This window comes from Streptomyces sp. NPDC060232 (assembly GCF_042726555.1).
Classification (GTDB): Bacteria; Actinomycetota; Actinomycetes; order Streptomycetales; family Streptomycetaceae; genus Streptomyces.
In genome coordinates this window covers 95,342-121,750 of record NZ_JBHXAG010000024.1, presented here as the reverse complement: position 1 = coordinate 121,750, position 26,409 = coordinate 95,342, and the positions used below count along the sequence as shown (strand labels likewise).

At 72.5% G+C, this 26,409-nt stretch carries 19 protein-coding genes; 10 read left to right on the top strand and 9 right to left on the bottom strand.

Features of this window, described 5'->3' with window-relative positions; genetic code table 11:
- The 6 genes from ACFWFZ_RS28785 to ACFWFZ_RS28760 form a co-directional block, all read right to left on the bottom strand.
- Positions 1-353: hypothetical protein (locus ACFWFZ_RS28785; RefSeq protein ID WP_387125886.1), on the bottom strand; the 353-nt coding region annotated here is incomplete at its 3' end.
- Positions 354-401: 48 nt separating this feature from the next.
- Entirely contained in the window at positions 402-1,712 is a 1,311-nt protein-coding gene (locus tag ACFWFZ_RS28780; protein ID WP_387125885.1) for a DUF58 domain-containing protein, read from the bottom strand.
- Entirely contained in the window at positions 1,712-2,698 is a 987-nt protein-coding gene (locus ACFWFZ_RS28775; protein WP_387125884.1) for an AAA family ATPase, read from the bottom strand. The genes ACFWFZ_RS28780 and ACFWFZ_RS28775 overlap by 1 nt, the downstream gene beginning before the upstream one ends.
- Entirely contained in the window at positions 2,695-3,960 is a 1,266-nt protein-coding gene (locus ACFWFZ_RS28770; protein WP_387125896.1) for a DUF4350 domain-containing protein, read from the bottom strand. Before ACFWFZ_RS28770 ends, ACFWFZ_RS28775 begins: the two co-directional genes overlap by 4 nt.
- Before the next feature lie 275 nt (positions 3,961-4,235).
- On the bottom strand, positions 4,236-4,916 hold the full coding sequence (locus ACFWFZ_RS28765; RefSeq protein ID WP_387125883.1) for a DUF4129 domain-containing protein: 681 nt from the start codon (positions 4,914-4,916) through the stop codon (positions 4,236-4,238).
- Positions 4,917-4,923: 7 nt separating this feature from the next.
- The gene (locus ACFWFZ_RS28760; protein ID WP_387125882.1) at positions 4,924-6,174 is read right to left on the bottom strand and encodes a hypothetical protein; all 1,251 of its coding nucleotides are present in this window, start codon (positions 6,172-6,174) and stop codon (positions 4,924-4,926) included.
- Positions 6,175-6,408: 234 nt separating this feature from the next.
- Between ACFWFZ_RS28760 and mtrA the strand changes: the two genes are divergently transcribed.
- The 6 genes from mtrA to ACFWFZ_RS28730 all read left to right on the top strand — a co-directional run bounded on the left by mtrA (position 6,409) and on the right by ACFWFZ_RS28730 (position 13,776).
- The gene (mtrA, locus tag ACFWFZ_RS28755) at positions 6,409-7,098 is read left to right on the top strand and encodes a two-component system response regulator MtrA (protein WP_187405629.1); all 690 of its coding nucleotides are present in this window, start codon (positions 6,409-6,411) and stop codon (positions 7,096-7,098) included.
- An 88-nt stretch (positions 7,099-7,186) separates the two neighbouring features.
- Positions 7,187-9,049 carry an MtrAB system histidine kinase MtrB gene (mtrB, locus tag ACFWFZ_RS28750; protein ID WP_387125895.1) on the top strand — a complete coding sequence of 621 codons (1,863 nt, stop codon included), beginning with the start codon at positions 7,187-7,189 and terminating at the stop codon, positions 9,047-9,049.
- Entirely contained in the window at positions 9,039-10,916 is a 1,878-nt protein-coding gene (locus tag ACFWFZ_RS28745) for an LpqB family beta-propeller domain-containing protein (protein ID WP_387125881.1), read from the top strand. Before mtrB ends, ACFWFZ_RS28745 begins: the two co-directional genes overlap by 11 nt.
- A gap of 124 nt (positions 10,917-11,040) precedes the next feature.
- The gene (locus ACFWFZ_RS28740; RefSeq protein ID WP_387125880.1) at positions 11,041-11,805 is read left to right on the top strand and encodes a ComF family protein; all 765 of its coding nucleotides are present in this window, start codon (positions 11,041-11,043) and stop codon (positions 11,803-11,805) included.
- 330 nt (positions 11,806-12,135) lie between these two features.
- Positions 12,136-12,831, top strand: coding sequence for a ribosome hibernation-promoting factor, HPF/YfiA family (gene hpf / locus ACFWFZ_RS28735; RefSeq protein WP_384455544.1), 696 nt, complete (start codon positions 12,136-12,138; stop codon positions 12,829-12,831).
- A 192-nt stretch (positions 12,832-13,023) separates the two neighbouring features.
- Entirely contained in the window at positions 13,024-13,776 is a 753-nt protein-coding gene (locus ACFWFZ_RS28730; protein WP_030825446.1) for a response regulator transcription factor, read from the top strand.
- 42 nt (positions 13,777-13,818) lie between these two features.
- Here ACFWFZ_RS28730 and ACFWFZ_RS28725 read toward each other — a convergent pair whose 3' ends face one another.
- The gene (locus ACFWFZ_RS28725; RefSeq protein WP_387125879.1) at positions 13,819-15,000 is read right to left on the bottom strand and encodes a winged helix-turn-helix domain-containing protein; all 1,182 of its coding nucleotides are present in this window, start codon (positions 14,998-15,000) and stop codon (positions 13,819-13,821) included.
- Positions 15,001-15,046: 46 nt separating this feature from the next.
- Positions 15,047-15,622: a GNAT family N-acetyltransferase gene (locus ACFWFZ_RS28720; protein WP_387125878.1), complete on the bottom strand. Its 576-nt coding sequence runs from the start codon at positions 15,620-15,622 to the stop codon at positions 15,047-15,049.
- Between the two features lie 239 nt (positions 15,623-15,861).
- Here ACFWFZ_RS28720 and secA point away from each other — a divergent pair, with 239 nt between their 5' ends.
- Positions 15,862-18,654, top strand: a complete 2,793-nt coding sequence (gene secA, locus ACFWFZ_RS28715; RefSeq protein WP_387125877.1) for a preprotein translocase subunit SecA — start codon at positions 15,862-15,864, stop codon at positions 18,652-18,654.
- Between the two features lie 342 nt (positions 18,655-18,996).
- On the opposite strand, the gene ACFWFZ_RS28710 is transcribed toward secA, so the two are convergent.
- Positions 18,997-19,473, bottom strand: coding sequence for an Rv3235 family protein (locus ACFWFZ_RS28710; protein ID WP_387125876.1), 477 nt, complete (start codon positions 19,471-19,473; stop codon positions 18,997-18,999).
- A 312-nt stretch (positions 19,474-19,785) separates the two neighbouring features.
- Between ACFWFZ_RS28710 and ACFWFZ_RS28705 the strand changes: the two genes are divergently transcribed.
- From ACFWFZ_RS28705 to ACFWFZ_RS28695, 3 genes are all read left to right on the top strand, one after another.
- Positions 19,786-20,286: a DUF6912 family protein gene (locus ACFWFZ_RS28705; RefSeq protein WP_387125875.1), complete on the top strand. Its 501-nt coding sequence runs from the start codon at positions 19,786-19,788 to the stop codon at positions 20,284-20,286.
- Complete coding sequence (locus tag ACFWFZ_RS28700; RefSeq protein WP_387125874.1) at positions 20,283-20,948, top strand: HAD family hydrolase; 666 nt, start codon at positions 20,283-20,285, stop codon at positions 20,946-20,948. The genes ACFWFZ_RS28705 and ACFWFZ_RS28700 overlap by 4 nt, the downstream gene beginning before the upstream one ends.
- A gap of 370 nt (positions 20,949-21,318) precedes the next feature.
- Positions 21,319-26,268, top strand: a complete 4,950-nt coding sequence (locus tag ACFWFZ_RS28695; RefSeq protein ID WP_387125873.1) for an NAD-glutamate dehydrogenase — start codon at positions 21,319-21,321, stop codon at positions 26,266-26,268.
- Positions 26,269-26,409: the final 141 nt, after the last annotated feature.

Genomic DNA, 26,409 nt, shown 5'->3' with positions numbered 1-26,409 from the left:
CGAACAATCATTGTGGGAAAGCCCCGCACCAGCCCGTTCAGGGTCCGGTGCGGGGCTTTTCTGCGTTCACGGGCCGGTCGGGTGACCCGGTGCCGCGCGTCACCAGTCGGCGGGGTAGCTCTTGAGACTGCTCGTTTCGAGCGTCCAGCGGCCGGCGTTGACGGTGTCCCCGAAGGAGTACGGAACCTTCTTGCGGTAGCGGATGCCGTCAGGCCCCTCTGAATCATCGTCAGGGAGATCTGACCGTCGGTGGTCTGCACCTTCCACTGGTCTTCGTGGTGCTCGGCCAGCTCCGCGAGCTGGTCCGCGAAGTCGTGCATGCGGCGCATCTGCTCGGGGGTGAAGTCAGCCATGTGTCCTCCTGGTGGGCGCCCTGCCAGGGTATCCAGTCGGACAGCCCCTCAGAGGCGGCCGGCGGCTTTGAGGGACAGGTAGGCGTCGGCCAGGGTCGGAGCCAGGGTGTCCGGGGTGGCGTCGACCACGTGGACGCCGTGGCGGGTGAGCTGGTCGGACGTGCGGCGGCGCTGGGCCTGGGTCTGGGTGGCGGCCGCGGCTTCGTAGACCGCGTCCACGGTGCCGCGGGAGGCGGCCATCGCCGCCACGTGGGGGTCGGCCACCGAGGCCAGCAGGACCGTGTGGCGCTGGGTGAGACGTGGCAGGAGCGGGAGCAGGCCCTCTTCGACGGGGGCGGCGTCCAGGCTCGTCAGGAGCACCACCAGAGACCTCCGCGGGGCGTTGCGGAGGATGGTGGACACCAGGGTGCGGGAGTCCGTCTCGACCAGTTCCGGTTCGAGGGTGGCCATCGCGTTCACGAAGGAAGGGAGGACGTCGGCTGCCGCCCGGCCCTGGACCTGGGCGCGGAGGCGGCGGTCGTGGGCCAGGAGATCCACGCGGTCGCCGGCGCGGGTGGCCAGGGCCGCCAACAGCAGGGCCGCGTCCATGGAGGAGTCGAGGCGGGGGGCGTCGCCGACGCGGCCCGCCGAGGTGCGGCCGGTGTCGAGGCAGATCAGGATGTGCCGGTCGCGTTCGGGACGCCAGGTGCGGACGGCCACCTTGTGCTGACGGGCCGTGGCACGCCAGTCGATGGAACGGGTGTCGTCGCCGGGTACGTAGTCGCGCAGGCTGTCGAACTCGGTGCCCTCACCGCGGGTCAGGAGGCTGGTGCGGCCGTCCAGTTCGCGCAGGCGGGCCAGCCGGGACGGCAGGTGCTTGCGGCTGGTGAACGGGGGCAGGACCCGTACCGTCCAGGGGGCGGGGTGGGAGCCCTGACGGGCCCACAGGCCGAGCGGGCCGTACGAGCGGATCGTCACGCGGTCTGCCCGGCGGTCGCCGCGGCGGGTGGGACGCAGGCGGGTGGTCAGGCGGCGGCGCTCGCCCGCCGGGACGACCAGCTCGTGGCGGGACGCGGCCGCCTCCGTGCCCGGGGTCCAGCTGCTCGGGGGCCAGGCGTCGCGGACGCGGGCCCGGAGGGTGCGGCGGCCGGGGTTGGTGACGGTGAGGTGGACGGCTGCCGGATCGCCCAGGCGGATGGAGGTGTCGCCGGACCGGGCCAGTACGAGGCCGCGTACCGGCGCGGCCAGGGCGTAGTCGACCGCGCAGGCCAGCGCGATCGGGCCGTTGACCGCGAGCATGCCCGCCCAGCTCGGCTCCAGGACCCCGACCGGGATGCTGCCGAGGGCCGCCAGCAGGGCGGCGCGTCCGGTGAGGGCCATCAGCGCGGGACGGGGACGTGGGAGAGGATCGCCGTGATGACGGCGTCGGCCGTGACGCCCTCCATCTCCGCCTCCGGGCGCAGCTGCACGCGGTGGCGGAGCGTCGGGAGGGAGAGGGCCTTGACGTCGTCGGGGGTGACGTAGTCGCGGCCGGTGAGCCAGGCCCAGGCGCGAGCGGTCGCGAGGAGGGCCGTCGCACCGCGCGGGGAGACGCCGAGGACGAGCGACGGCGATTCGCGGGTGGCGCGGCAGATGTCGACGACGTAGCCGGCGATCTCGGGGGAGACCGTGACGCGGGCGACGGCCTCGCGGGCCGCTTCGAGCTGGGCCGGCCCGGCGACCGGGCGGATGCCTGCGGCCTTCAGGTCGCGGGGGTCGAAGCCGGCGGCGTGGCGGGTCAGTACGCCGATCTCGTCCTCGCGGGAGGGGAGGGGCACGGTGAGCTTGAGGAGGAAGCGGTCCAGCTGGGCTTCGGGGAGCGGGTACGTGCCCTCGTACTCGACCGGGTTCATGGTGGCGGCGACGAGGAACGGCTCGGGGAGCTTGCGGGGGGTGCCGTCGACGGTGACCTGGCGCTCCTCCATCGCTTCGAGGAGGGAGGACTGCGTCTTGGGGGGCGTGCGGTTGATCTCGTCCGCGAGGAGGAGGTTGGTGAAGACCGGGCCGTCCTGGAAGGAGAACTCGGCGGTGCGGGCGTCGTAGACGAGCGAGCCGGTGACGTCGCTGGGCATCAGGTCCGGGGTGAACTGGACGCGCTTGGTGTCGAGTGCGAGGGACGCGGCCAGGGCCCGCACCAGGAGGGTCTTGGCGACGCCGGGGACGCCTTCGAGCAGGACGTGGCCGCGGCACAGCAGTGCGACGACGAGGCCGGTGACGGCGGAGTCCTGACCGACCACGGCCTTGCCGATCTCGGTGCGGAGCGCTTCGAGGGAAGCGCGGGCGCTGTCCGCGGTCGCGGCCGTGGACTCGGTGGCCGGGTACGTCATGACGTGCGGACCTCTCTTTCGAGGGCGTCGAGGTGGTCGGCGACCGCGACGAGCGCCGCGTCGTCGGAGGGGGTGGTGCCGAAGAGGAGGGCGGTCACGTCCCGGGGCTCGCCGGTCAGGCGGGCCGAGACGGCCGGGACCAGTGCGGCCGGTTCGTGGGCCTGGGCGGGCGGTACGCCGACCAGCGCGGCCAGGCGTTCGCGGGTGGCGGCGCGCAGGACGGTCGCGGCGCGGTCGCGGGCCCCGGCCTTGCGGTAGAGGCGGGCGCGTCCCTCGGTGGCCTCGGAGGCGCGGACGGCGACGGGGAGCTGCTCGGTGACGAGGGGGCCCAGTCGGCGGGCGCGCCAGAGGGCGGCGAGGACGGCGGCGAGGAAGAGCTGGAGCAGGGCCCAGGACCAGCCGGCGGGGACGAGTTCGAGGAGGCTCTTGTCCTGGTCGCCGTCGCCGGTGGCGGGGTCGGCGTCCGCGAGGGACGGCAGGTACCAGACGAGGTCCGGGCGGGAACCGAGGAGTTGCAGGGCGAGGGAGGCGTTGCCCTGCTCGGCGAGGCTCTCGTTGAGCAGGATCGTCTCGGAGCCGAGGAGGACGGTGTCGCCGCCGGTGGTGCCGGTGGGGAGGGCGAGGAGGGTGGGGTGGCCGCCGCTGGGGTAGCAGGCGGTGGCTCCCGGGAGGGCGGTGGTGTAGCGGAGGTTGCCGCCGGTGCCGGCGCGGCCGGCCGAGGTGGCGGCGGGCAGGGCGCAGCGGGGGTCGAGGTCGTCGTCGGCGGCGTCGCCCTCGGTACCGACTCCGGGGGACAGGTCGGCGAGGCTGCGGTCACCGGGGGCGAGGAGGACGGTGCGGCCGCCGGAGAGGTCGATGGCCGAGCGGATGGCGCTGCGCTGGGTGGCGCCGAGGCGGTCCGGGTCGGTGACGAGGAGGGTGGTGCCGGGACCGGCCGCGTCGGCGGCCTCGCGGGCGGTGGTGACGACGCGGGTCGTGACGCCGCGTTCCTTGAGCAGCTCGGCGACGGCGCGGCTGCCGGCGGGGTCGGCGGAGCGGGGGTCGAGGCGGCCGTGGCGTGTGCCGGAGTTCAGGGCGGCGAGGACGACGGCGCCGGCGGCGAGGACGGCCACGACGGCGGCGGTGCGGCGGACCCTGCGGGTGGCTCGGCCGAGTCCCGGGCGGAGGCCCTGGCCGGGGGCTCCGCCGTTGCCCGTGCCGGGGGCTCCGCCGGGGGTGGTGGTTGGCGCCGGGGCGGTGGTGGCGGTTGCGGCGGCGGCCAGGGGCGGGGTCGGGGGGGTTCCGGTGGGGCCGGGTGCGCGCCGGGGCGTCTCCTCGGGCGCCGAACGGTTCTCAGGGTCGGCAGGTGTGGCGGTGGTGCGTTCGGCGCCCTGCGGGGAGCGCCCCGACACACCCCCGGCCCCACCGGAGCCGGCGCCCGACACACCCCCGGCCCCACCGGAGCCGGCGCCCGATGCGCCGCCGGCTCCGCCGGAACCGGTGGGGTCCGGGGTGCCGCCGGCTTTGTTGGGGCCGGGGGGTGGGGTTTCGGGGGCGCTCATGCGGTGGGTCCCGTCAGGAGCGGCTTCGTGCGGTCCAGGGTGCGGTCCAGGGTGCGCAGGCGGGCGTAGGTGTCGGGGTCCGCGGTGCGGCCGCCGTACGTGACGTCGTCGAAGGTGCGGGCGGCGGCTCGCAGGTCGGCGGCGTGGTCCGGCAGGGAGACCGCGGCTTCGGCGGCCGCCTCGTCGGCGGTGCGGCCGGGGCGGGGGTCCAGGAGGGTGCGTTCCTCCAGGGAGCGGACCACGGCGCGCATGCGTTCCTGGACGGCCTCCGTCCAGCGGCCGGCGGCGGCGTGGGCCTCGGCGGCGGTGCGGTGGTCGGCCGCGCTGCGGACGCCGTCGTCGAAGAGGGCGTTCTCGGAGGTGGTGGTGCGGCGGGGCGAGCCCAGGCGCCACCACAGGGCGGCGACGGCCAGGGCGACCAGGAGGAGGACGGCGACCAGGCCCACGGCGCCTCCGGGGGTCGCCCCGGAGGCGGCGCCGAACAGGTCGTCGAGCCAGTCGAAGAGGGCGCGCAGGGCGCGGTCCACCAGGCTCGGGTCGTTCTCGTGGTACATCGGCTTGGACAGTTCGCGCTCCGCCGCCTCCTGGGCGGGTGCGCGCGGTGTCGTCACCGGTGGTGTCTCGGCGCCCGGCAGGAATGCCGCGGTGCGGGTGATGAGGCCCCCCGTGCTCATCATCGGCGGGTCAGCCTCCGGTCGTGCCGTAGTTCTCGATGCCGGCCGCCCGGGCGAGCTCCAGGTCGAGGCCCTCGCGGCGGATGCGCTGGTCGATGTAGAGCAGGACGGTGACGCCGGACTGGATGGGCATGATGATCGTCTGGGCGATGATCAGGCCGATTCCGGAGAAGATCAGCGGTCCCCAGGCGGACTGGGCGCTGCCGTCCTCCAGGGAGTCGAGGCCGCCGCCGAAGGCGAAGAGGCCGACCATCTGGAATGGCGCCACGACCATCAGCGCGACCATGAAGGCGATCAGGGCGGTGAGGACCGTGATGCCGAAGATGCGCCACCAGGAGCCGCCGACGAGCTTCGAGGAGCGCGCGAAGGCCTTGATGACCGTGCTCTTCTCCAGCATCAGGGCGGGGGAGGCCAGGCTGAACTTGATTCCGAGCCAGATGACCAGCGGCAGCCAGGCGACGAAGCCGACGACGGCGAGGCCGACGCTGCCCGCGAGGGCTCCCGGCAGGACCAGTACGGCGCCGAGCAGGATGATGCCGAGGGCCAGCAGCAGGGTCAGGCCGGCCAGGCGCAGCAGCTGGGGGCGGGCGTCGCGCCAGGCCTCGGAGACCGAGGAGTGCTGTCCCAGCACGGCCCGACTGAAGATCATCGTGAGCATGGCGGTGACCACGATCGTCCCGATGACCTGGATGAACTGGTTGACCACCGACACCGCGAGGGTGCTGCCGAGGCTGTCGATCGCCTCCTCGGCGGTCATGTCCTCGGCCGAGCTGAGGGGCAGGTCGCTCAGCATGAACTTCTGCACGAGCACCCCGATCACCTGGATGACCGTGGCGACGACCAGGGTGATCGGTACGACGGAGCGCCAGTGCGTGCGCATGGTGGCGACCGAGCCGTCGAGGATCTCGCCGAGGCCCAGCGGGCGCAGCGGGATCACTCCCGGCTTGGCGACGGCGGCCCGGCCCCACTGGTCCGGGCCGCCCGGGTAGGAGTGCCGGCCGCTGTACGAGGTGCCGGGCTGCGCCCCCCAGCCCGCGGCGGGCTGCGCCGCAGGGGCGGGCGGGACGTCGGCGGGAGGTGTCGCGCCGGGGCTCGACCACTGGCCGGGCGGGGGCTGCTCGGCGGACCACTTGGGGCCGCCGGTGGGCTGTTCGGGCTGCCGCGCGCCGCCGTCGTTGTCGGGCCGGTCGGCAGGGGTTCCCTGCCGGCCGTCGTCGGACGGAGAGGATCCGGGCGTAGCCCAGCCCGGAGAGTCGTTCATCGTCGCTCCTTCACATCCACCTGCTGCGGCGGGGGCGCTGGTCGCTGCCATCGTGCCATGTGAGGGCCCCGAACGGACCAGCCGTCCCCCCGGATCCCCGACAGCCCGTACCTTCAATTGTCGCCCGGATCCGGGTCAGACCGGTCGAGCTGGTGTCCACGCAGGTCCGAGGGGCGATTTCCAGCCCTTTTGGCTGTGGGACAGCTCACCGCCGGGTAACGATTGGCTAATGGGATGATGTCAAACATGAAGGGACGCGTCCTCGTCGTCGACGACGACACCGCGCTGGCCGAGATGCTCGGCATTGTGCTGCGGGGAGAAGGTTTTGAGCCGTCGTTCGTAGCGGACGGTGACAAGGCACTCGCTGCCTTCCGGGAGGCGAAGCCCGACCTGGTCCTGCTGGACCTCATGCTGCCCGGACGGGACGGCATCGAGGTCTGCCGGCTGATCCGGGCCGAGTCCGGCGTGCCGATCGTCATGCTCACCGCGAAGAGCGACACGGTGGACGTGGTCGTGGGCCTGGAGTCCGGGGCCGACGACTACATCGTCAAGCCGTTCAAGCCGAAGGAGCTGGTGGCCCGTATCCGGGCCCGCCTGCGCCGGTCGGAGGAGCCCGCGCCCGAGCAGCTGGCCATCGGTGACCTGGTCATCGACGTGGCCGGGCACTCGGTCAAGCGGGACGGCATGTCCATCGCCCTGACGCCGCTCGAGTTCGACCTGCTGGTCGCGCTCGCGCGCAAGCCCTGGCAGGTGTTCACCCGCGAGGTGCTGCTGGAGCAGGTCTGGGGCTATCGGCACGCGGCGGACACCCGTCTGGTCAACGTGCACGTACAGCGTCTGCGCTCCAAGGTCGAGAAGGACCCGGAGCGCCCCGAGATCGTCGTGACGGTGCGCGGTGTCGGCTACAAGGCCGGACCCAGCTGACGTGCAGTCCGGCACCTCGGGCAGGGTCCGGGGCGGTTCCCGCCTGTGGACCGGCAGGCTGCTCCGGGACGGGGCGCCGGCGGGCCGCATGCTGCGGCTGTTCGTGCGTCTCGTACGTCGGCCGCTGCTTCCGGCTGTCCGGCTGTGGCGGCGCAACATCCAGCTCCGGGTGGTCGCCGCCACCCTGCTGATCTCGCTCTCCGTGGTCCTGGCTCTGGGCTTCGTCGTCATCGCGCAGGTCAGCAAGGGCCTCCTCGACGCCAAGGAGGAGGCCGCGCAGAGCCAGGCCGCGGGCGGGTTCGCGGTGGCGCAGGAGAAGGCCAACACGCCCGCGACCGTGGACGGGCCCGACGCGACCGACAACAAGGTCGGCCGTGACGCCAGTACGTGGATGAACTCCCTGGTCAAGCAGCTGGCCAGTGGCGGGCAGACCGCTTTCGAGGTGGTCGCGCTCGGGGCCGGCACCGGGGAGGAGCCGCAGCCGGGCGCGCAGGGCGTCCGGGGCGCCCGTGCCTCCGGGAACGTGGATCCGACCGCCAGTGTGCCAATCAACCTGCGCCGGGCGGTCAACCACGCCACCGGCACCTTCAAGACCTTCTCCGAGATCCGCTACACCAGCGGGGCCGACCAGAAGGAGCCCGAGCCGGCGCTGGTCGTGGGCAAGCGGCTGACGGACATCAACGGGGATCCGTACGACCTGTACTACCTCTTCCCGCTGAGCCAGGAGGAGGAGTCCCTCAACCTGGTCAAGTCCACCATCGCCACCGCCGGGCTGTTCGTCGTCGTCCTGCTGAGCGGTATCGCCTGGCTCGTCGTGCGCCAGGTGGTGAGCCCCGTACGGATGGCCGCCGGGATCGCCGAGCGGCTGTCGGCGGGCCGGCTCCAGGAGCGGATGAAGGTCACCGGCGAGGACGACATCGCCCGCCTGGGCGAGGCCTTCAACAAGATGGCGCAGAACCTCCAGAACAAGATCCAGCAGCTGGAGGAGCTGTCCCGGATGCAGCGCCGGTTCGTCTCGGACGTCAGCCACGAGCTGCGGACCCCGCTGACGACGGTACGGATGGCCGCCGACGTCATCCACGACGCCCGCGTCGACTTCGATCCGGTGACCGCGCGCTCCGCGGAGCTGCTCGCCGGCCAGCTCGACCGCTTCGAGTCGCTCCTCGCCGACCTGCTGGAGATCAGCCGCTTCGACGCCGGGGCGGCGGCCCTGGAGGCCGAGCCGATCGACCTGCGCGAGGTGGTGCGCCGCGTCATCGACGGGGCGGAGCCGCTCGCCGAGCACAAGGGCACCCGGATCCGGGTCCTCGGCGACTCCCAGCCGGTGATCGCCGAGGCCGACTCGCGGCGCGTCGAGCGGGTGCTGCGCAACCTCGTCGTCAACGCCGTGGAGCACGGCGAGGGCCGTGACGTGGTGGTGCGGCTCGCGTCCGCGGGCGGAGCCGTCGCCGTCGCCGTACGCGACTACGGCGTCGGCCTCAAGCCCGGCGAGGCGACCCGCGTCTTCAACCGCTTCTGGCGGGCCGACCCGGCGCGGGCGCGTACGACCGGCGGGACGGGCCTGGGCCTGTCCATCGCCGTCGAGGACGCCCGGCTGCACGGCGGCTGGCTCCAGGCGTGGGGCGAGCCGGGCGGCGGCTCGCAGTTCCGGCTGACGCTGCCGCGCACGGCGGACGAGCCGCTGCGGGGCTCGCCCATCCCGCTGGAGCCCGAGGACTCCCGGGCGAACCGGGCCCGGGCCGCGGCGGACGCCGCGGCAGCGGCCTCGGACAGTGCGGCGGAGCGGCAGACGGCCGATGCCGGAGACCGCTCGCCGATACCGCCGCGGCCGCCGGTCGCGGGCGCGATGTCGGTGCCCGCCGACCCGACGGCCCTGCCGGGGAACGGGGCCCGGGTCGTGGCCCGCCCGGCCGAGCAGTCACAACAGGAGGATCGAGCCGATGGACGGTGAGCCCGTGGACGCGCGGTGGGGGAGCGCACGGGTGAGGGGACGGCGCCTGCGCACCCTGCGGGCGTACGCCTTCCCAGCAGCCGGGCTGGTCCTGGCCGGCTGCGCCTCGATGCCCGACAGCGGCGAGATCCGCGCGGTGCAGGCCTCGCAGGGCGTGGACTCACAGGTGCGGGTGTTCGGCGTGCCGCCCGCGGACAAGGCCACTCCGGCGGAGATCGTCGACGGCTTCCTGGAGGCGATGACCAGCGACGACCCGCAGCTGGAGACCGCCCGGAAGTACCTCACGCCTGCCGCCGCGAAGTCCTGGAAGCCCGGCTCCGCCGTCACCGTGCTCTCCTCCGGCCTCAGCCGGGTCGCGGTACGCGGCGAGAAGGATCCCGAGGGGCCACGCTGGAAGGTGACCGGCAAGAAGCTCGCGACCGTCGACGAGCACAGCGCGTATCAGCCGCAGACCGGGGTCAGGGACTACGAGGAGCAGCTGCAGCTCGTCCAGGACGAGGACAAGCAGTGGCGCATCTCGACCCCGCCGAGCGGTCTCGTGCTCAGCGAGTCGGACTTCCAGCGCATCTACATGCCGGTGAACAAGTACTACTTCGCGGGCGGCACGCTCGTCGCCGACCCGGTCTACGTGCGCCAGCGCAGCGACCCCGACTCGCGGATGGACCCGACCACGCAGACCGTGCAGTCGCTGCTCGCGGGGCCGTCCCGGTGGCTCGCGCCGGTCGTGGAGTCCAGCTTCCCCACCGGTACGGAACTGCGCACGGGCACCAAGTCCCTCTCGTACGACGGCCAGAACACGCTGCGCGTGCCGCTCAACGACAAAGTGGGCAACATCGCGCAGCCGCAGTGCAAGAAGATGGCCACCCAACTCCTCTACACCGTCAAGGACCTGACGGGCTCGCGGCTCGACCAGGTCGAACTGCTGCGCTCCTCCGACGACAAGACGTCGTCGCTGTGCACGGTGACGTCGGTGAGCGCGGACGCGATCGCCAAGCGGCCCAAGCTCCCCGACTTCCAGTACTTCGTCGACAGCGGCAAGCGGCTGGTTCGCATGAAGCTCGACGTGGGCAGCGAGGACCAGCAGACCCACACCGAACCGGTGCCGGGGCCGCTGGCGGCCCTTCCCGCGTTCAGGGTCCGCTCCGCCGCGGTCTCGCACGACGAGCAGCGCGCGGCCGTGGTCTCCGAGGACGGGCACGGGCTGTACGTGGTGTCGATGTCCGGGGGCGGGCCGATGCCGGCGCAGGTGCCGATCGGCAGGGGCGGCAAGGCGGAGACGCTGACGGCGCCGAGCTGGGACGCGTCGGGCGACCTGTGGGTCGCGGACCGGGATCCGCAGCAGCCGGGGCTGTGGCGGGTGCCGGGCGGGACCGGAACGCCCGAGAGGGTGCAGGTGGCGGGGCTCGACGGCCGGCGGATCGCCTCGCTGAAGGCGTCCGCCGACGGGGCGCGGATCGCGCTGCTGCTGGAGGAGGGCGCCACCGGCAAGAAGCTCTACATCGGGCGGATCGAGCGGCCCGACGCGAAGGGCGACGTCTCCGCGGTGTCGGTGCGCGAGCTGCGTCCCGCGGCCCCGCAGATGGCGGATGTGACGACGATGAGCTGGGCGCCGCGGGGCCGGCTGCTGGTGGTGGGCCGGGAGACGGGCGGGGTGCAGCAGGCCCGCTACATGCTGGCGGACGGCTCGATGGTCGCGGCGAGCCTGCCGGGGGCCACGGGGCTGTCCGAGGTCGCGGCCGCGGCCGCGGAGGACGAGTCGAAGCCGAAGCCGGTGCTGGCGTACTCGGAGGACGGGATCGTCTGGCTGCCGCCGGGTGCGCAGTGGCGGACGGTGGCCGCGGGCGGGTCTCCGGTCTACCCGGGCTGAGGGCCGAGGGCTGAGGCGTGGCGAGGGCAGCCGGCCGAGGCTCGGCCGGGGCGCGGCCCGAGCCGCCGCCGGGCGTTGTCCACAGGGGTGGCGGTCCGGGGGCCGGGCCGCCAGTGTGGGAGCCATGCGGGGGTGGTGGCAGGAGCTCGCCGGGCTGGTTCTGCCGGTCGACTGCGCCGGGTGCGGTGCCGTCCGCGTGCTGGTGTGCGCCGACTGCAGGGGTGCGCTCAGCGGGGCCGCGGCGGGGCCGGTGAGCCCGTCCCCGCGCCCCGAGGGGCTGCCGGTGGTGCAGGCGGCCGCCGCCTACGAGGGAGCCGTACGGGACGTCCTGCTGGCCCACAAGGAGCGCGGGGCGCTCCCGCTGGCGGGGGTGCTGGGCGCGGCGCTCGCGGCGGCCGTCCTGGCCGGCGGGGCGGGGCCCGGGCAGGGCGAGGTGGCACTGGTGCCGGTCCCGTCCGCGCGCCGGCAGGTGCGGGCGCGCGGGCACGATCCGGCGCGCCGGATCGCCCTGGCCGCGGCGGGACGGCTGCGGCGGGCCGGTGTCCCCGCGCGCGTGGCGCCCGTACTGGGGCTGCGGCGGGCGGTGGCGGACCAGGCGGGCCTGGGGGCCCGGCAGCGCCGGGAGAACCTCGCGGGGGCGCTGGCGGTGCGCCGGGACGGGACGCGGCTGACGCGGGGGGCCCGGATCGTACTCGTGGACGACGTGGTCACCACCGGGGCGACACTGGCCGAGGCGGCCCGGGCGGTGCGCGCGGCGGGCCTGGCGGCGGGATGCGGCGGCGGATCCGGGGAAGGCGCCGGGGTGGGAGCGGGCGGCGTGCTGCGGGCGGCGGTGGTGGCCGCGCCGGCGGACTCCTTCACGCGGGCTCCGCGCGAGCGGTGGCGGTGAGCCGCAAAGTCTCCGGCGGGAAAATCCCGTGAATAGATTTGGAACTGGAGGGGAAGGCCCATCGTTGCAGGTAGTACGAGGGAACGGCCACTGGACTGGAAGTACAGGCCAGTAGCGGGTGCCGACAACCGCCATAGAGGGATATGTTCGGTTGTAAGGAACTCAGGAGGCTGTTCTCTCGACTCCGAAGTCGGTGGGGTGTAGATCTTGCCGATGGGGGAGGAGGAGGTGAAAGTCGCCAAGTCCGAGGCTCCGGCCTTCACCGGAGTCTGGTGCGAAAGGGAGACGCTTCGCCCCGTCGGGCGGAGCTATCCGGGAACGGAGTTCTGCGTGGACATCGTCGTCAAGGGCCGCAAGACCGAGGTGCCCGAGCGGTTCCGCAAGCACGTGGCCGAGAAGCTGAATCCGGAGCGGATCCAGAAGCTCGACGCCAAGGTGATCAGCTTGGACGTCGAGGTGTCCAAGGAGCACAACCCGCGCCAGGCCGACCGTTCCGACCGCGTGGAGATCACCCTGCGTTCGCGGGGCCCTGTGATCCGGGCCGAGGCGGCCGCCGCCGACCCGTATGCGGCGCTGGACCTGGCTCAGGACAAGCTGGAGGCCCGGCTGCGCAAGCAGCACGACAAGCGCTACACCCGCCGTGGCAGCGGCCGCATCCCGGCGGCGGAGGTCGCCGACGTGGTGCCGGGCGTCGCGTCGCTCAACGGCAGTGGCCAGCCGGTCACCGAGGAGAAGACGGACGGAGTTCCGATCACCCGGATCGGATCCATCGAAGTGCAGGGCGAAGGCCCGCTCATCGTCCGCGAGAAGACCCACTCTGCCGCGCCCATGTCGCTCGACCAGGCTCTGTACGAGATGGAGCTGGTCGGCCACGACTTCTATCTGTTCGTCGATTCCGAGACGAAGCTGCCCAGTGTCGTCTACCGGCGTCACGCCTATGACTACGGCGTCATCCACGTGAACCCCGACGGGGCCTCCAGCTCGGAGGAGCCGCGGGGCGGCGCGGGTGGCGCGCTCGGCGGCTGAGCAGACCGTTCGCTGCCCCCGCGGGACGCTCCGGCGCCTCCGCGGGGGCACCTGCATGACGGGTATGCGCCAGGAGGTCCGCCGGCATCCCCCGCGCCATGGTGCGGGCATGGAATCATGGCGGGCAGTCAACCGGCTGCGGAACGTGTCCGGTTGGCCCGGCAACTCAGCACATGCAGGGGGAGGGACGTGATGGCGGACAGCTTCGGTCCGGTACGCGCGGACGACGGTGCGGCCTGCCGCGGGGCGGACCCCTCGGGAGAGACCGCCGGCCCGCCGGCCGGGGAACCCATCCGGGTGCTGGTCGTCGACGACCACGCGCTCTTCCGCCGGGGACTGGAGATCGTCCTCGCGCAGGAGGAGGACATCCAGGTCGTCGGTGAGGCCGGGGACGGCGCGGAGGCGGTGGACAAGGCGGCCGACCTGCTGCCGGACATCGTGCTCATGGACGTGCGGATGCCCCGGCGCGGCGGCATCGAGGCGTGCACCTCGATCAAGGAGGTGGCCCCCTCCGCGAAGATCATCATGCTGACGATCAGCGACGAGGAGGCGGACCTCTACGACGCGATCAAGGCGGGCGCGACCGGCTACCTCCTGAAGGAGATCTCCACGGACGAGGTGGCCACGGCGATCCGGGCGGTGGCCGACGGCCAGTCGCAGATCAGCCCGTCGATGGCGTCGAAGCTCCTCACCGAGTTCAAGTCGATGATCCAGCGGACCGACGAGCGGCGGCTGGTGCCGGCGCCGAGGCTGACGGACCGGGAGCTGGAGGTCCTCAAGCTGGTGGCCACCGGCATGAACAACCGTGACATCGCCAAGGAGTTGTTCATCTCCGAGAACACCGTGAAGAACCACGTCCGCAACATCCTGGAGAAGCTCCAGCTGCACTCCAGGATGGAGGCCGTGGTCTACGCGATGCGGGAGAAGATCCTGGAGATCCGCTGACCGCACCCCTGCGGGGGCGGCCCGGTCAGGTGCCCAGCGCGGTCAGGTGCCCAGTGCGGTCAGCTCGGCCGTCACTGCCGCGGCCTCGGCGGGGCTCTGCGCGCGCTCCACACGGACCGCGTCGCAGCCGACCCACTCCGCCGCCTCCCGCAGGGCCCGAGCCATCGCCGGCGCGGCCGCGGGAGAGGTCAGCGAGAGCTGCCGGACGACCAGCGTGCGGCCCTCGCGGGCCGGGTCGACGCGGCCCTGGAGCCGGCCGCCCGCCAGCAGCGGCATCGCGAAGTACCCGTGTATCCGCTTGGGCTTGGGGACGTACGCCTCCAGGCGGTGCGTGAAGCCGAAGATCCGCTCCGTGCGCGGACGGTCCCAGACCAGGGAGTCGAACGGGGACAGCAGCGTCGTGCGGTGGCGGCCCCGGGGGGCCGTCGCGAGGGCCGCCGGGTCGGCCCAGGCGGGCTTGGCCCAGCCCTCCACCTCCACCGGGACCAGACCGGAGTCCGCGACCACCGCGTCGAACTGCTCCCCCTTGAGCCGGTGGTAGTCCGCGATGTCGGCGCGGGTGCCGACGCCGAGGGACCGGCCGGCCAGGGCCACCAGGCGGCGCAGGCACTCGCGGTCGTCCAGGTCGTCGTGGAGCAGCGCGTCGGGCACGGCCCGCTCGGGGAGGTCGTAGACCCGCTTCCAGCTGCGGCGCTCGCTGCACACCACCTCGCCGGTGTCGAGGAGCCACTCCACCGCGATCTTGGTCTCGGACCATTCGAACCACTCGCCGCCGTTCTTGGCGCCGCCCAGCTCGGTGGAGGTCAGCGGGCCGTCCGCCCTCAGCCGGTCCAGGACCGCCCGCGTCGAATGCTGCTTGTCCTGGAGGATGTGCCAGCGGTGGCCGCGTGCCCGGTTGGCCCGGCGGCGGAAGGCGAAATGCGGCCATTCCTCGATGGGCAGGATGCAGGCCGCGTGCGACCAGTACTCGAAGGCGTGCCGCTCGGTCCAGTAGGCCTTCTCCACGGTGTCCCGGCCGACCGCGCCGAGCCGGGCGTACGGGATCAGCTCGTGCGAGCGGGCCAGCACCGAGATGGTGTCGAGCTGGACGGCGCCCAGGTGGCGCAGGACCCCGCGGACCCCGCCGCGCCGGTCGGGGGCGCCGAGGAAGCCCTGCGCGCGCAGGGCGATCCGGCGGGCTTCGTCGGCGGACAGGGACACGGTCGGCGGCGGCAGGCTGGTCATGCGCCGAGCTTAGGCGCGGCCACTGACAACGGGCCCCGCCGCGGGCTCAGGGGGTGGGCGCCGGCAGGTACGGCAGGTGCGAGGGCAGGCCGAGGTCCGAGGGGAGCAGGGCCCCGACCCGGCAGTCGCGCAGGGTGCCGCGGTGGGAGATCCCGGCGCGCAGGGTCCCCTCGATCCGGAAGCCGGCCTTGTCGGCGACGGCCCGGGAGGCCGTGTTGGCGACGTCGGCCCGCCACTCCAGGCGGCCTGCGCCCAGCTCGGCGAAGGCCCAGCGGGCGGCGGCGCCGACCGCCTCGGTCACGTGGCCCCGGCCCCGGTGCTCCCGCACCGCCCAGAAGCCGATCTCGAACACGGACTCGCCGCGCGGGTGCACGCCCAGGGCCGCCACCAGCGGGCCCTGCGCCCTGAGCCGGACCGCGAAGCTGTACCCGGTGTCCTCGCGCCAGCCTGTCGGCACGGTCTCGTTGACCCAGGTGTCGGCGTGCGCGCGCCCGTAGGGGGAGGGGACCTCGTTCCAGCGCTGGATCTCGGGGTCCTGGCAGGCGGCGTACACCTCGGCGGCGTCCTCGGGCGCGAACGGCCTGAGCACGAGGCGCTCGGTGGTGAGTGTGGTGGGCTCCATGCGCGGATTCTGCTGCCGCCGCGGCGGCCGGAGCGAACACTTTTCGGGAATCCGCCCGGGCGATGCGGCACCTTCGGTGTCCCCCGTACGTTCTCAACAAGGGCACCCGTGCCCTCTGGGAACGGCGGACCTCCCGACGCGGCCGCGTCCTCGCTTACGATGGCCGTTGCGGTGGGGCCCACCTGCCGTGCCCGTGTACGTACAGTGCCCAGGCCCGACCGGCAAGGAGACAAACCTCGGTGTCCGTCTTCAACAAGCTCATGCGTGCAGGCGAAGGCAAGATCCTGCGCAAACTGCACCGCATCGCGGACCAGGTCAACTCCATCGAAGAGGACTTCGTCAACCTCTCCGACGCCGAGTTGCGGGCGCTCACGGACGAGTACAAGCAGCGCTACCAGGACGGTGAGAGCCTGGACGACCTGCTGCCCGAGGCGTTCGCGACCGTGCGCGAGGCGGCCAAGCGCGTCCTGGGCCAGCGCCACTACGACGTACAGATCATGGGTGGCGCGGCGCTGCACCTCGGCTACGTCGCCGAGATGAAGACCGGTGAGGGCAAGACCCTCGTCGGCACCCTGCCCGCCTACCTGAACGCGCTGTCCGGCAAGGGCGTCCACCTGATCACGGTGAACGACTACCTGGCCGAGCGCGACTCCGAGCTGATGGGCCGCGTCCACAAGTTCCTGGGCCTGAGCATCGGCTGCATCCTGGCGAACATGTCGCCGGCGCAGCGGCGCGAGCAGTACAACTGCGACATCACCTACGGCACGAACAACGAGTTCGGCTTCGACTACCTGCGCGACAACATGGCGTGGTCCCGGGACGAGCTCGTCCAGCGCGGCCACAACTTCGCCGTGGTCGACGAGGTCGACTCCATCCTCGTCGACGAGGCCCGCACCCCGCTGATCATCTCCGGCCCTGCGGACCAGGCCACGAAGTGGTACGCGGACTTCGCCAAACTCGTCACCCGCCTGACCAAGGGCGAGGCCGGCCAGCCGCTCAAGGGCATCGAGGAGACCGGCGACTACGAGGTCGACGAGAAGAAGCGCACCGTCGGCATCCACGAGGCCGGTGTCGCCAAGGTCGAGGACTGGCTCGGCATCGAGAACCTCTACGAGTCGGTGAACACCCCGCTCGTCGGCTACCTGAACAACGCCATCAAGGCGAAGGAACTGTTCAAGAAGGACAAGGACTACGTCGTCATCGACGGCGAAGTCATGATCGTCGACGAGCACACCGGCCGTATCCTCGCCGGCCGCCGCTACAACGAGGGCATGCACCAGGCGATCGAGGCGAAGGAAGGGGTGGACATCAAGGACGAGAACCAGACCCTCGCCACGATCACCCTGCAGAACTTCTTCCGCCTGTACTCGAAGCTGTCGGGCATGACCGGTACGGCCATGACCGAGGCCGCCGAGTTCCACCAGATCTACAAGCTCGGCGTGGTCCCGATCCCGACCAACCGCGACATGGTCCGCAAGGACCAGCCCGACCTGATCTACCGGACCGAGGTCGCGAAGTTCGCCGCGGTCGTCGACGACATCGCGGAGAAGCACGAGACGGGCCAGCCGATCCTCGTCGGTACGACATCGGTCGAGAAGTCCGAGTACCTCTCCCAGCAGCTCTCCAAGCGCGGCATCCCGCACGAGGTGCTCAACGCGAAGCAGCACGACCGTGAGGCGACGATCGTCGCCCAGGCCGGCCGCCGCGGGGCCGTCACCGTCGCCACCAACATGGCCGGCCGCGGTACCGACATCAAGCTCGGAGGCAACCCGGACGACCTCGCCGAGGCCGAGCTGCGCCAGCGCGGCCTGGACCCCGAGGAGCACATCGAGGAGTGGGCGCACGCCCTGCCCGAGGCGCTCACCCGGGCCGAGGCGGCCGTGAAGGCGGAGTTCGAGGAGGTCAAGGCGCTCGGCGGGCTGTACGTGCTGGGCACCGAGCGCCACGAGTCGCGCCGCATCGACAACCAGCTGCGAGGCCGTTCCGGCCGACAGGGCGACCCGGGCGAGTCCCGCTTCTACCTGTCGCTGGGTGACGACCTGATGCGCCTGTTCAAGGCGCAGATGGTCGAGCGCGTCATGGCGATGGCGAACGTGCCGGACGACGTGCCGATCGAGAACAAGATGGTGACGCGCGCAATCGCGTCGGCCCAGTCGCAGGTCGAGACCCAGAACTTCGAGACGCGCAAGAACGTCCTGAAGTACGACGAGGTCCTCAACAGCCAGCGCGAGGTCATCTACGGCGAGCGCCGCCGCGTCCTGGAGGGCGAGGACCTCCAGGAGCAGGTCCGCTTCATGATGGACGACACGATCGACGCGTACATCGCGGCCGAGACGGTCGAGGGCTTCGCCGAGGAGTGGGACCTGGAGCGCCTGTGGAGCGCCTTCCGGCAGCTCTACCCGGTGAAGGTCACCATCGAGGAGCTGGAGGAGGCCGCGGGCGACCGCGCCGGCATCACCGCCGAGTTCATCGCGGAGTCCGTCAAGGACGACATCCACGAGCAGTACGAGGCCCGCGAGAAGGCCCTCGGCTCCGAGATCATGCGCGAGCTGGAGCGGCGCGTGGTCCTGTCGGTGCTGGACCGCAAGTGGCGTGAGCACCTGTACGAGATGGACTACCTGCAGGAGGGCATCGGCCTGCGTGCGATGGCCCAGAAGGACCCGCTGGTCGAGTACCAGCGCGAGGGCTTCGACATGTTCAACGCCATGCAGGAGGGCATCAAGGAGGAGTCCGTCGGCTACCTGTTCAACCTGGAGGTCCAGGTCGAGCAGCAGGTCGAGGAGCTTCCGGTGCAGGACGCCGCGCCGTCGCTGACGAAGGAGCCGGTGCCGGCCGCGCGTCCGGAGATCCGGGCGAAGGGGCTGGACGCGCCGCAGCGCCCGGACCGGCTGCACTTCTCCGCGCCGACGGTCGACGGGGAGGGCGGCGTGATCGAGGGCGACTTCGACAGCGACGCCGCCGGTGACGGGATGACGCGGGCCGAGCGCCGCAAGGCGCAGAAGGCCGCGGGCGGGCGGCGCCGCAAGAAGTGACCTTGCCCTCCGCGGGGGGCGCAGTTCGTCGGCCGGGGCCGGGCACCGCTGGGTGTCCGGCCCCGGCCGTTTCGCTCCCGCGGGGGTGGCCGTACGTGCGTGGGTGCGGCGCCGTTGCGGGGGCGCTGCCCCGGGCCCCCGCGCCTCACACGCCGGCGAGGCTGGATGGGCGGGGCTCCGCCCCGGACCCCGCGCGTCAATCTCCCCCAGCTACCGCTGGGAGGTGCCCCCGGGCGGGGCTGGGATGGTGCGGCGAGGCTGGGTGGGCGAAGCGGCTGGATGGGTGGGGGGCTGCCCCCGGGGCCCGGGCCCTGCGCCCCGGGCCTCAAGCGGCGGTGGGCGTTACGGGAGTGGGCCCTGGATTTCGATGGCCGCGCAGCGCCAGCGGAGGTCCGGGCCCTGTTCCAGGCGGAAGGCCATCGCCGTCACGCGGTCGCCGGTGGCGATGCGGGCGAAGGCCTCGATGACCCCCGGGCCGGGGACGAAGCGGCCGCAGCGGCGGACGACCGGGCGCAGCCGCTCGCGCAGCGGGTCCGCGGGCGCCAGGGTGACCAGCTGCTGGTAGGCGGGTCCGACGGTGTGGCCCAGGAGCGAGTGGACCGGACGCAGGCCGCTGACCACGGCCAGGAGGCGTTCGGCGAACCAGTGGTGCGGGCCCGCCGGGCCCCCGGGGCCCCCAGGGCCCGCGGGAGCCACCGGGCCCGCGGGGCCCACCGGGCGTCGCTGGTCGCGCCGCCCGGCGGGGCGGGTCCCGGAGCGGCCCGCGGGCCGGCGGCGGCCGCCGTTGCTGCCGATCGTGCCGCGCGTCGTGGTGTCCATCGCGATCTGCCCCCGAACAGGCCGGGCCCGGAGCGGTACCGGGCGGTAACTTGATGGGGATCTTCTACGGTCGGTGAACACGCTCCGCAACCACCGCCGGACCCCGCCCCGCCGCCCGCCCGGTTCACCTATCCGAGTGCGTGCCCCGCCGCCCCAGCGCAGGCCCGGCCGGGCGCCGGGGCAGCGGGTGGACGGGCGGCCGGCGCGTCCCGGCAGCCCGATGGGGTACGGCGGCCGTCACCCTGCCGGACCCCCTCCGGCCCCTCCGAGTCGTATCCTGGGTGCGTTTCCGACTACCGAAAGCAGCCGGCCATGCGTGTGTACGTCCCCCTGACCCTCCCCGCGCTCGCCGAGGTGCACAAGGCGGGTGAGCTGGGCCCCGCCCCGCTGCGGGCGTACGCCGTCACCCCCGGCCTGCGCGAGTGGTACGTCTCGGACGACATCGAGGAGCTGGAGTACGCGGCCCTGGGCCGGGCCGCCGCCGCCTCGCTGCGGCTGCTCGCCGCCGACCCCGGCGCGCCCCGCCGACGCGTCGTCGTCGCCCTCGACGTGGACGACAAGGCCGCCACCGCCGCCCCCGGGGGCGACGAGGCCGCCCTCGGCCAGGTGAGCCTCGCCGCCCCCGTCCGGCTCACCGTGGCCGCCGCGGTACACGTGGACGCCGACGACGCCGACGAGGACGTCGCCGCCGCCGCGCTGGCCCTGCCCGCCGCCGACGGCGGGGACGAGGACGCGCGGTTCACCGTCGACGGTGCCGAGGACCACGAGCTGCTGTGGTTCGGCGTCCAGGAGATCCCGGGGCTGCTGAAATGACACACACGCACCACATCGTGTGGGACTGGAACGGCACGCTCCTCCACGACATCGACGCCGTGATCACCGCGACGAACGCCTCCTTCGCCGAGCTCGGCCTCGCGCCGATCACCCTGGAGACGTACCGCGAGATGTACGTCGTACCGGTGCCGAAGTTCTACGAGCGCCTCATGGGACGGCTGCCCACCGAGGAGGAGTGGCTCGTCATGGACGAGGCCTTCCACCGGCACTACTGGGCCGCCGCCGCGGACTCCGGACTTGCCGACGGCGCCCGGCAACTGCTCCGTGACTGGCAGCTCGACGGGCTCACCCAGTCCCTGCTCTCCCTCGCGCCCCACGACAAACTCGTGCCGCTGGTGCGGTCCCACGGCATCGACGAGCACTTCCTGCGCGTCGACGGGCGGACCGGCCCCTCCCACACCTCCAAGGCGGGACATCTCGTACGCCACCTGCAGGCCCTCCACACGACGGGGGTGACCGCCGACCGTACGGTCCTCATCGGAGACGCGGTGGACGACGCACTCGCCGCCGCCCACGTCGGCGCCCGCGCGGTCCTCTACACGGGCGGTTCGCACAGCCGCCGCAGTCTGGAATCAGCCGGAGTGCCCGTCGTGGACAGCCTGGCGGAGGCCGTTCTGACAGCTCGCGAACTGGCCGAATAGCGACTGCCCGGGCCGCTGCATGTACGGCCTGCCGCGTCGCTGGCCAGAGTGTCAAAGTTCTACCCCAAGATTTGTACAGATGCAGCGAATGACGACTTGGGGGTAGGTCGGGATAGCCTTGTACCCGTGATCAGCGCGATATCCCTCGGGGGCACTGGAGCCTCCGGCCTGCGCCCGGCGCACGACAGTGCCCGGGCGGCCATCGCTGATCCCCGCCACCGGGACCGTCAGCCGATCTTGGCTCATTCCCTCCCGGTCGGCTCTCACGACGGCATAGCGTCGATTCGGAACGGACACCCCGCCTCGCGGCGCTATGTCATTCCTTCCTTCACCTACGTCACGCAATGGCGCGCGACAGGAGCCAGAGGACATGCAGACCAAGCTGGACGAAGCAAAGGCCGAGCTGCTCGCACGGGCGGCCCGGGTAGCTGAGCACAGCCCGGCCGGGGGGCTACTTCCGACTGGGTCCGAGCAGGGAGAGCGTCCGGACCAGGACGCGGTCCTCTCCTACCTCCAGCGCTACTACCTGCACACAGCGCCCGAGGACCTCACGGACCGGGACCCCGTCGACGTGTTCGGAGCCGCGCTCTCCCACTACCGACTGGCCGAGAACCGGCCGCAGGGCACCGCGAACGTACGCGTGCACACCCCCACGGTGGAGGAGAACGGCTGGACCTCCAGCCACTCCGTCGTCGAGGTCGTCACCGACGACATGCCCTTCCTCGTGGACTCCGTGACGAACGAGCTGTCCCGCCAGGGCCGCGGCATCCACGTCGTGATCCACCCGCAGGTCGTCGTCCGCCGTGACATCACCGGCAAGCTGATCGAGATCCTCGGTCCCGACTGCGACGCGCACGGCCCCCGCACCGAGCGCCCCCACGACTCCCTCGTCGAGTCCTGGATCCACGTCGAGATCGACCGCGAGACCGACCGCGCCGACCTCAAGCAGATCACCGTCGACCTCCAGCGCGTCCTGTCCGACGTCCGCGAGTCCGTCGAGGACTGGGAGAAGATGCGCGAGGCCGCGCTGCGCATCGCCGACGGCCTGCCCGACGAGCCCACCGCCCCGGACCTGCGCGAGTACGAGCTCGAAGAGGCCCGCGAGCTGCTGCGCTGGCTCGCCGACGACCACTTCACCTTCCTCGGCTACCGCGAGTACAACCTCGTCGACGGCGACGCCCTGTCCGCCGTGCCCGGCACCGGCCTCGGCATCCTGCGTTCCGACCCGCACCACAGCGGCAAGGACGACGGCCACCCGGTCTCGCCGTCCTTCAACCGGCTGCCGGCCGACGCCCGCGCCAAGGCCCGCGAGCACCGCCTGCTGGTGCTGACCAAGGCCAACAGCCGCTCCACCGTGCACCGCCCCTCGTACCTCGACTACGTGGGCGTCAAGAAGTTCGACGCCGACGGCAACGTCATCGGCGAGCGCCGCTTCCTCGGCCTGTTCTCCTCGGCCGCGTACACCGAGTCCGTGCGCCGCGTGCCGGTCATCCGCCGCAAGGTCGCCGAGGTCCTGGAGCGGGCCGGCTTCTCGCCGTCCAGCCACGACGGCCGCGACCTGACGCAGATCCTGGAGACCTACCCGCGCGACGAGCTGTTCCAGACCCCGGTCGACCAGCTCCAGTCCATCGTCACCTCGGTCCTCTACCTCCAGGAACGCCGCCGGCTGCGGCTGTACCTGCGCCAGGACGAGTACGGGCGCTACTACTCCGCGCTGGTCTACCTGCCCCGCGACCGCTTCACCACCGGTGTGCGGCTGCGCCTGATGGACATCCTGCGCGAGGAGCTCGGCGGCATCAGCGTCGACTTCACCGCCTGGAACACCGAGTCGATCCTCTCCCGCATCCACTTCGTCGTCCGCGTCCCGCAGGGCACCGAGCTGCCCGTGCTGACCGACGGCGACGTCGAGCGCATCGAGAGCCGTCTCGTCGAGGCCGCACGCTCCTGGGCCGACGGCTTCGACCAGGCCCTCAACGCCGAACTCGGCGAGGAGCGCGCCGCGGAGCTGCTGCGCCGCTACGGCAACGCCTTCTCCGAGGGCTACAAGGCCGACCACTCGCCGCGCGCCGCCGTCGCCGACCTCGTGCACCTGGAGAAGCTGCGCGGCAGCGACAAGAAGTTCGCGCTGTCGCTGTACGAGCCCGTCGGCGCCGGCCCCGGCGAACGCCGCTTCAAGATCTACCGCGCCGGTGAGCAGGTCTCCCTGTCCGCCGTCCTGCCGGTGCTCCAGCGCCTCGGCGTCGAGGTCACCGACGAGCGCCCGTACGAGCTGCGCTGCGCCGACCGCACGAACGCGTGGATCTACGACTTCGGTCTGCGGCTCTCCGGGGGCGACCTCGGCGACGACGCCCGCGAGCGCTTCCAGGACGCCTTCGCGGCCGTCTGGAACGGCCAGGCCGAGAACGACAACTTCAACACCCTCGTCCTGAGCGCCGGCCTGACCTGGCGGCAGGCCGTCGTCCTGCGCGCGTACGCCAAGTACCTGCGCCAGGCCGGCTCCACCTTCAGCCAGGACTACATGGAGGACACCCTCCGCAACAACGTCCACACCACCCGGCTGCTGGTCTCGCTCTTCGAGGCCCGGATGTCGCCCGTCCGCCAGGCCGCCGGCAGCGAGCTCGTGGACGCCATGCTGGAGGAGCTCGACGGGGCCCTGGACCAGGTCGCCTCGCTCGACGAGGACCGCATCCTGCGGGCCTTCCTCACCCTCATCAAGGCGACCCTGCGCACGAACTTCTTCCAGCTCGACTCCCAGGGCGAGCAGCACGCCTACGTGTCGATGAAGTTCGACCCGCAGGCCATCCCGGACCTGCCGGCGCCGCGCCCGGCGTACGAGATCTGGGTGTACTCCCCGCGCGTCGAGGGCGTCCACCTGCGCTTCGGCAAGGTCGCCCGAGGCGGCCTGCGCTGGTCCGACCGCCGCGAGGACTTCCGTACGGAGATCCTCGGCCTGGTCAAGGCGCAGATGGTCAAGAACACCGTCATCGTGCCGGTCGGCGCCAAGGGCGGCTTCGTCGCCAAGAACCTCCCCGACCCGTCGGTGGACCGCGACGCCTGGCTCGCCGAGGGCATCGCCTCGTACAAGATCTTCATCTCGGCGCTGCTCGACATCACCGACAACATGGTCGCCGGCGAGGTCGTGCCGCCCCGCAGCGTGGTCCGCCACGACGAGGACGACACCTACCTCGTCGTCGCCGCCGACAAGGGCACCGCGACGTTCTCCGACATCGCCAACGGCGTGGCGGAGTCCTACGGCTTCTGGCTCGGCGACGCCTTCGCGTCGGGCGGCTCGGCCGGCTACGACCACAAGGGCATGGGCATCACGGCCCGCGGCGCGTGGGAGTCCGTCAAGCGGCACTTCCGCGAGCTCGGCCACGACACCCAGACCCAGGACTTCACCGTCGTCGGCGTCGGCGACATGTCCGGTGACGTCTTCGGCAACGGCATGCTGCTCTCCGAGCACATCCGCCTGGTGGCCGCCTTCGACCACCGGCACATCTTCATCGACCCGACCCCGGACGCGGCGACCTCGTACGCCGAGCGCCGGCGCCTGTTCGAGCTGCCGCGTTCCTCGTGGGCGGACTACGACCCCTCGCTGATCTCGGCGGGCGGCGGCATCCACCCGCGTTCCGCCAAGGCCGTCCCGGTCACCGCGCAGATGCGCGCGGCCCTCGGCATCGAGGCCGGCGTCACCAAGATGACCCCGGCCGAGCTGATGCAGTCGATCCTCAAGGCCCCCGTGGACCTGGTGTGGAACGGCGGCATCGGCACCTACGTCAAGGCGACGTCCGAGACGCACGCCGACGTCGGCGACAAGGCCAACGACGCCATCCGTGTCAACGGCTCCGACGTGCGGGCGCGGGTCATCGGCGAGGGCGGCAACCTGGGCCTGACCCAGCTCGGCCGCATCGAGTTCGCCCGCAGCGGCTCCGGCGGCGAGGGCGGCAAGGTCAACACCGACGCCATCGACAACAGCGCGGGTGTGGACACCTCCGACCATGAGGTGAACATCAAGATCCTGCTCAACGCGGTCGTCGCCGACGGCGACATGACCGTCAAGCAGCGCAACAAGCTGCTTGCCCAGATGACCGACGAGGTCGGCCGCCTGGTGCTGCGCAACAACTACGCGCAGAACATCGCGCTGGCCAACGGCTCGGCCCAGGCCCCCAGCCTGCTCCACGCCCAGCAGCGCTTCATGCGCCGCCTGGAGGGCGCCGGACTGCTCAACCGCGAGCTGGAGTTCCTGCCCACCGACCGGCAGATCCGCGAACTGCTGAACAACGGCAAGGGCCTGACCCAGCCGGAGCTGGCCGTCCTGTTCGCCTACACGAAGATCACGACGGCGGACGAGCTCATCGCCACCGGCCTGCCGGACGACCCCTACCTGCGCCGCCTGCTCTTCGCTTACTTCCCCGTGGCCCTGGGGGACAAGTTCGCCGAGCAGATCGACGCGCACGCGCTGCGCCGCGAGATCATCACGACGATCCTGGTCAACGACACCGTCAACACCGGTGGTTCGACCTTCCTGCACCGCCTGCGCGAGGAGACCGGGGCCTCCACGGAGGAGATCGTCCGGGCGCAGCTCGCCGCCCGCGAGATCTTCGGCCTCGCCGAGGTGTGGGACGCCGTGGAGGCGCTCGACAACAAGGTGGCCGCGGACGCCCAGACCCGGGTGCGCCTGCACTCGCGCCGCCTGGTCGAGCGCGGTACCCGCTGGCTGCTCAACAACCGGCCGCAGCCGCTCCAGATCACCGAGACCATCGCCTTCTTCGGGGAGCGGGTCGCCGGGGTGTGGGCGGAGCTGCCGAAGCTGGTGCGCGGTGCGGACCTGGAGTGGTACCAGCTGGTCATGGACGAGCTGACCGGCGAGGGCGTGCCGGAGGAACTGGCGGCGAAGGTCGCCGGCTTCTCCTCGGCCTTCCCGACGCTGGACATCGTCGCGATCGCGGACCGGACGGGCGTGGACCCGCTGGGTGTCGCCGAGGTGTACTACGACCTCGCCGACCGCCTGGAGATCACGCAGCTGATGGACCGGATCATCGAGCTGCCGCGGGCCGACCGGTGGCAGTCCATGGCCCGCGCGTCGATCCGCGAGGACCTGTTCGCGGCGCACGCGGCCCTGACCGCGGACGTGCTGGCGGTAGGCGACGGCGCCTCGACTCCCGAGGAGCGCTTCAAGGCGTGGGAGGAGAAGAACGCGGCGATCATCGGGCGGGCCCGGACGACCCTGGAGGAGATCCGGGGCTCGGACGACTTCGACCTGGCGAACCTGTCGGTGGCGATGCGGACGATGCGCAGCCTGCTGCGCGCGCGCAGCTGATCGCGGTGGCGTGACGAACGGGGCCGGGCCCGGGACCTTGTGGTCCCGGGCCCGGCCCCGTTCGTGTGGTCCGCGGGTGCGGCGCCGTCGCGGGGGCGCTGCCCCCGGGCCCAGCGCCTCGGACGCCGGCGGGGCTGGAGT

Excerpts from the sequence above, each read along its gene's own strand:
- ACFWFZ_RS28780 (WP_387125885.1), bottom strand. The coding sequence starts at position 1,712 with ATGGCCCTCACCGGACGCGCCGCCCTGCTGGCGGCCCTCGGCAGCATC.
- ACFWFZ_RS28775 (WP_387125884.1), bottom strand. The coding sequence starts at position 2,698 with ATGACGTACCCGGCCACCGAGTCCACGGCCGCGACCGCGGACAGCGCC.
- ACFWFZ_RS28765 (WP_387125883.1), bottom strand. The coding sequence starts at position 4,916 with ATGATGAGCACGGGGGGCCTCATCACCCGCACCGCGGCATTCCTGCCG.
- ACFWFZ_RS28760 (WP_387125882.1), bottom strand. The coding sequence starts at position 6,174 with ATGAACGACTCTCCGGGCTGGGCTACGCCCGGATCCTCTCCGTCCGAC.
- mtrA (WP_187405629.1), top strand. The coding sequence starts at position 6,409 with ATGATGTCAAACATGAAGGGACGCGTCCTCGTCGTCGACGACGACACC.
- mtrB (WP_387125895.1), top strand. The coding sequence starts at position 7,187 with ATGCTGCGGCTGTTCGTGCGTCTCGTACGTCGGCCGCTGCTTCCGGCT.
- ACFWFZ_RS28745 (WP_387125881.1), top strand. The coding sequence starts at position 9,039 with ATGGACGGTGAGCCCGTGGACGCGCGGTGGGGGAGCGCACGGGTGAGG.
- ACFWFZ_RS28740 (WP_387125880.1), top strand. The coding sequence starts at position 11,041 with ATGCGGGGGTGGTGGCAGGAGCTCGCCGGGCTGGTTCTGCCGGTCGAC.
- ACFWFZ_RS28730 (WP_030825446.1), top strand. The coding sequence starts at position 13,024 with ATGGCGGACAGCTTCGGTCCGGTACGCGCGGACGACGGTGCGGCCTGC.
- ACFWFZ_RS28725 (WP_387125879.1), bottom strand. The coding sequence starts at position 15,000 with ATGACCAGCCTGCCGCCGCCGACCGTGTCCCTGTCCGCCGACGAAGCC.
- ACFWFZ_RS28720 (WP_387125878.1), bottom strand. The coding sequence starts at position 15,622 with ATGGAGCCCACCACACTCACCACCGAGCGCCTCGTGCTCAGGCCGTTC.
- ACFWFZ_RS28710 (WP_387125876.1), bottom strand. The coding sequence starts at position 19,473 with ATGGACACCACGACGCGCGGCACGATCGGCAGCAACGGCGGCCGCCGC.
- ACFWFZ_RS28705 (WP_387125875.1), top strand. The coding sequence starts at position 19,786 with ATGCGTGTGTACGTCCCCCTGACCCTCCCCGCGCTCGCCGAGGTGCAC.
- ACFWFZ_RS28700 (WP_387125874.1), top strand. The coding sequence starts at position 20,283 with ATGACACACACGCACCACATCGTGTGGGACTGGAACGGCACGCTCCTC.
- ACFWFZ_RS28695 (WP_387125873.1), top strand. The coding sequence starts at position 21,319 with ATGCAGACCAAGCTGGACGAAGCAAAGGCCGAGCTGCTCGCACGGGCG.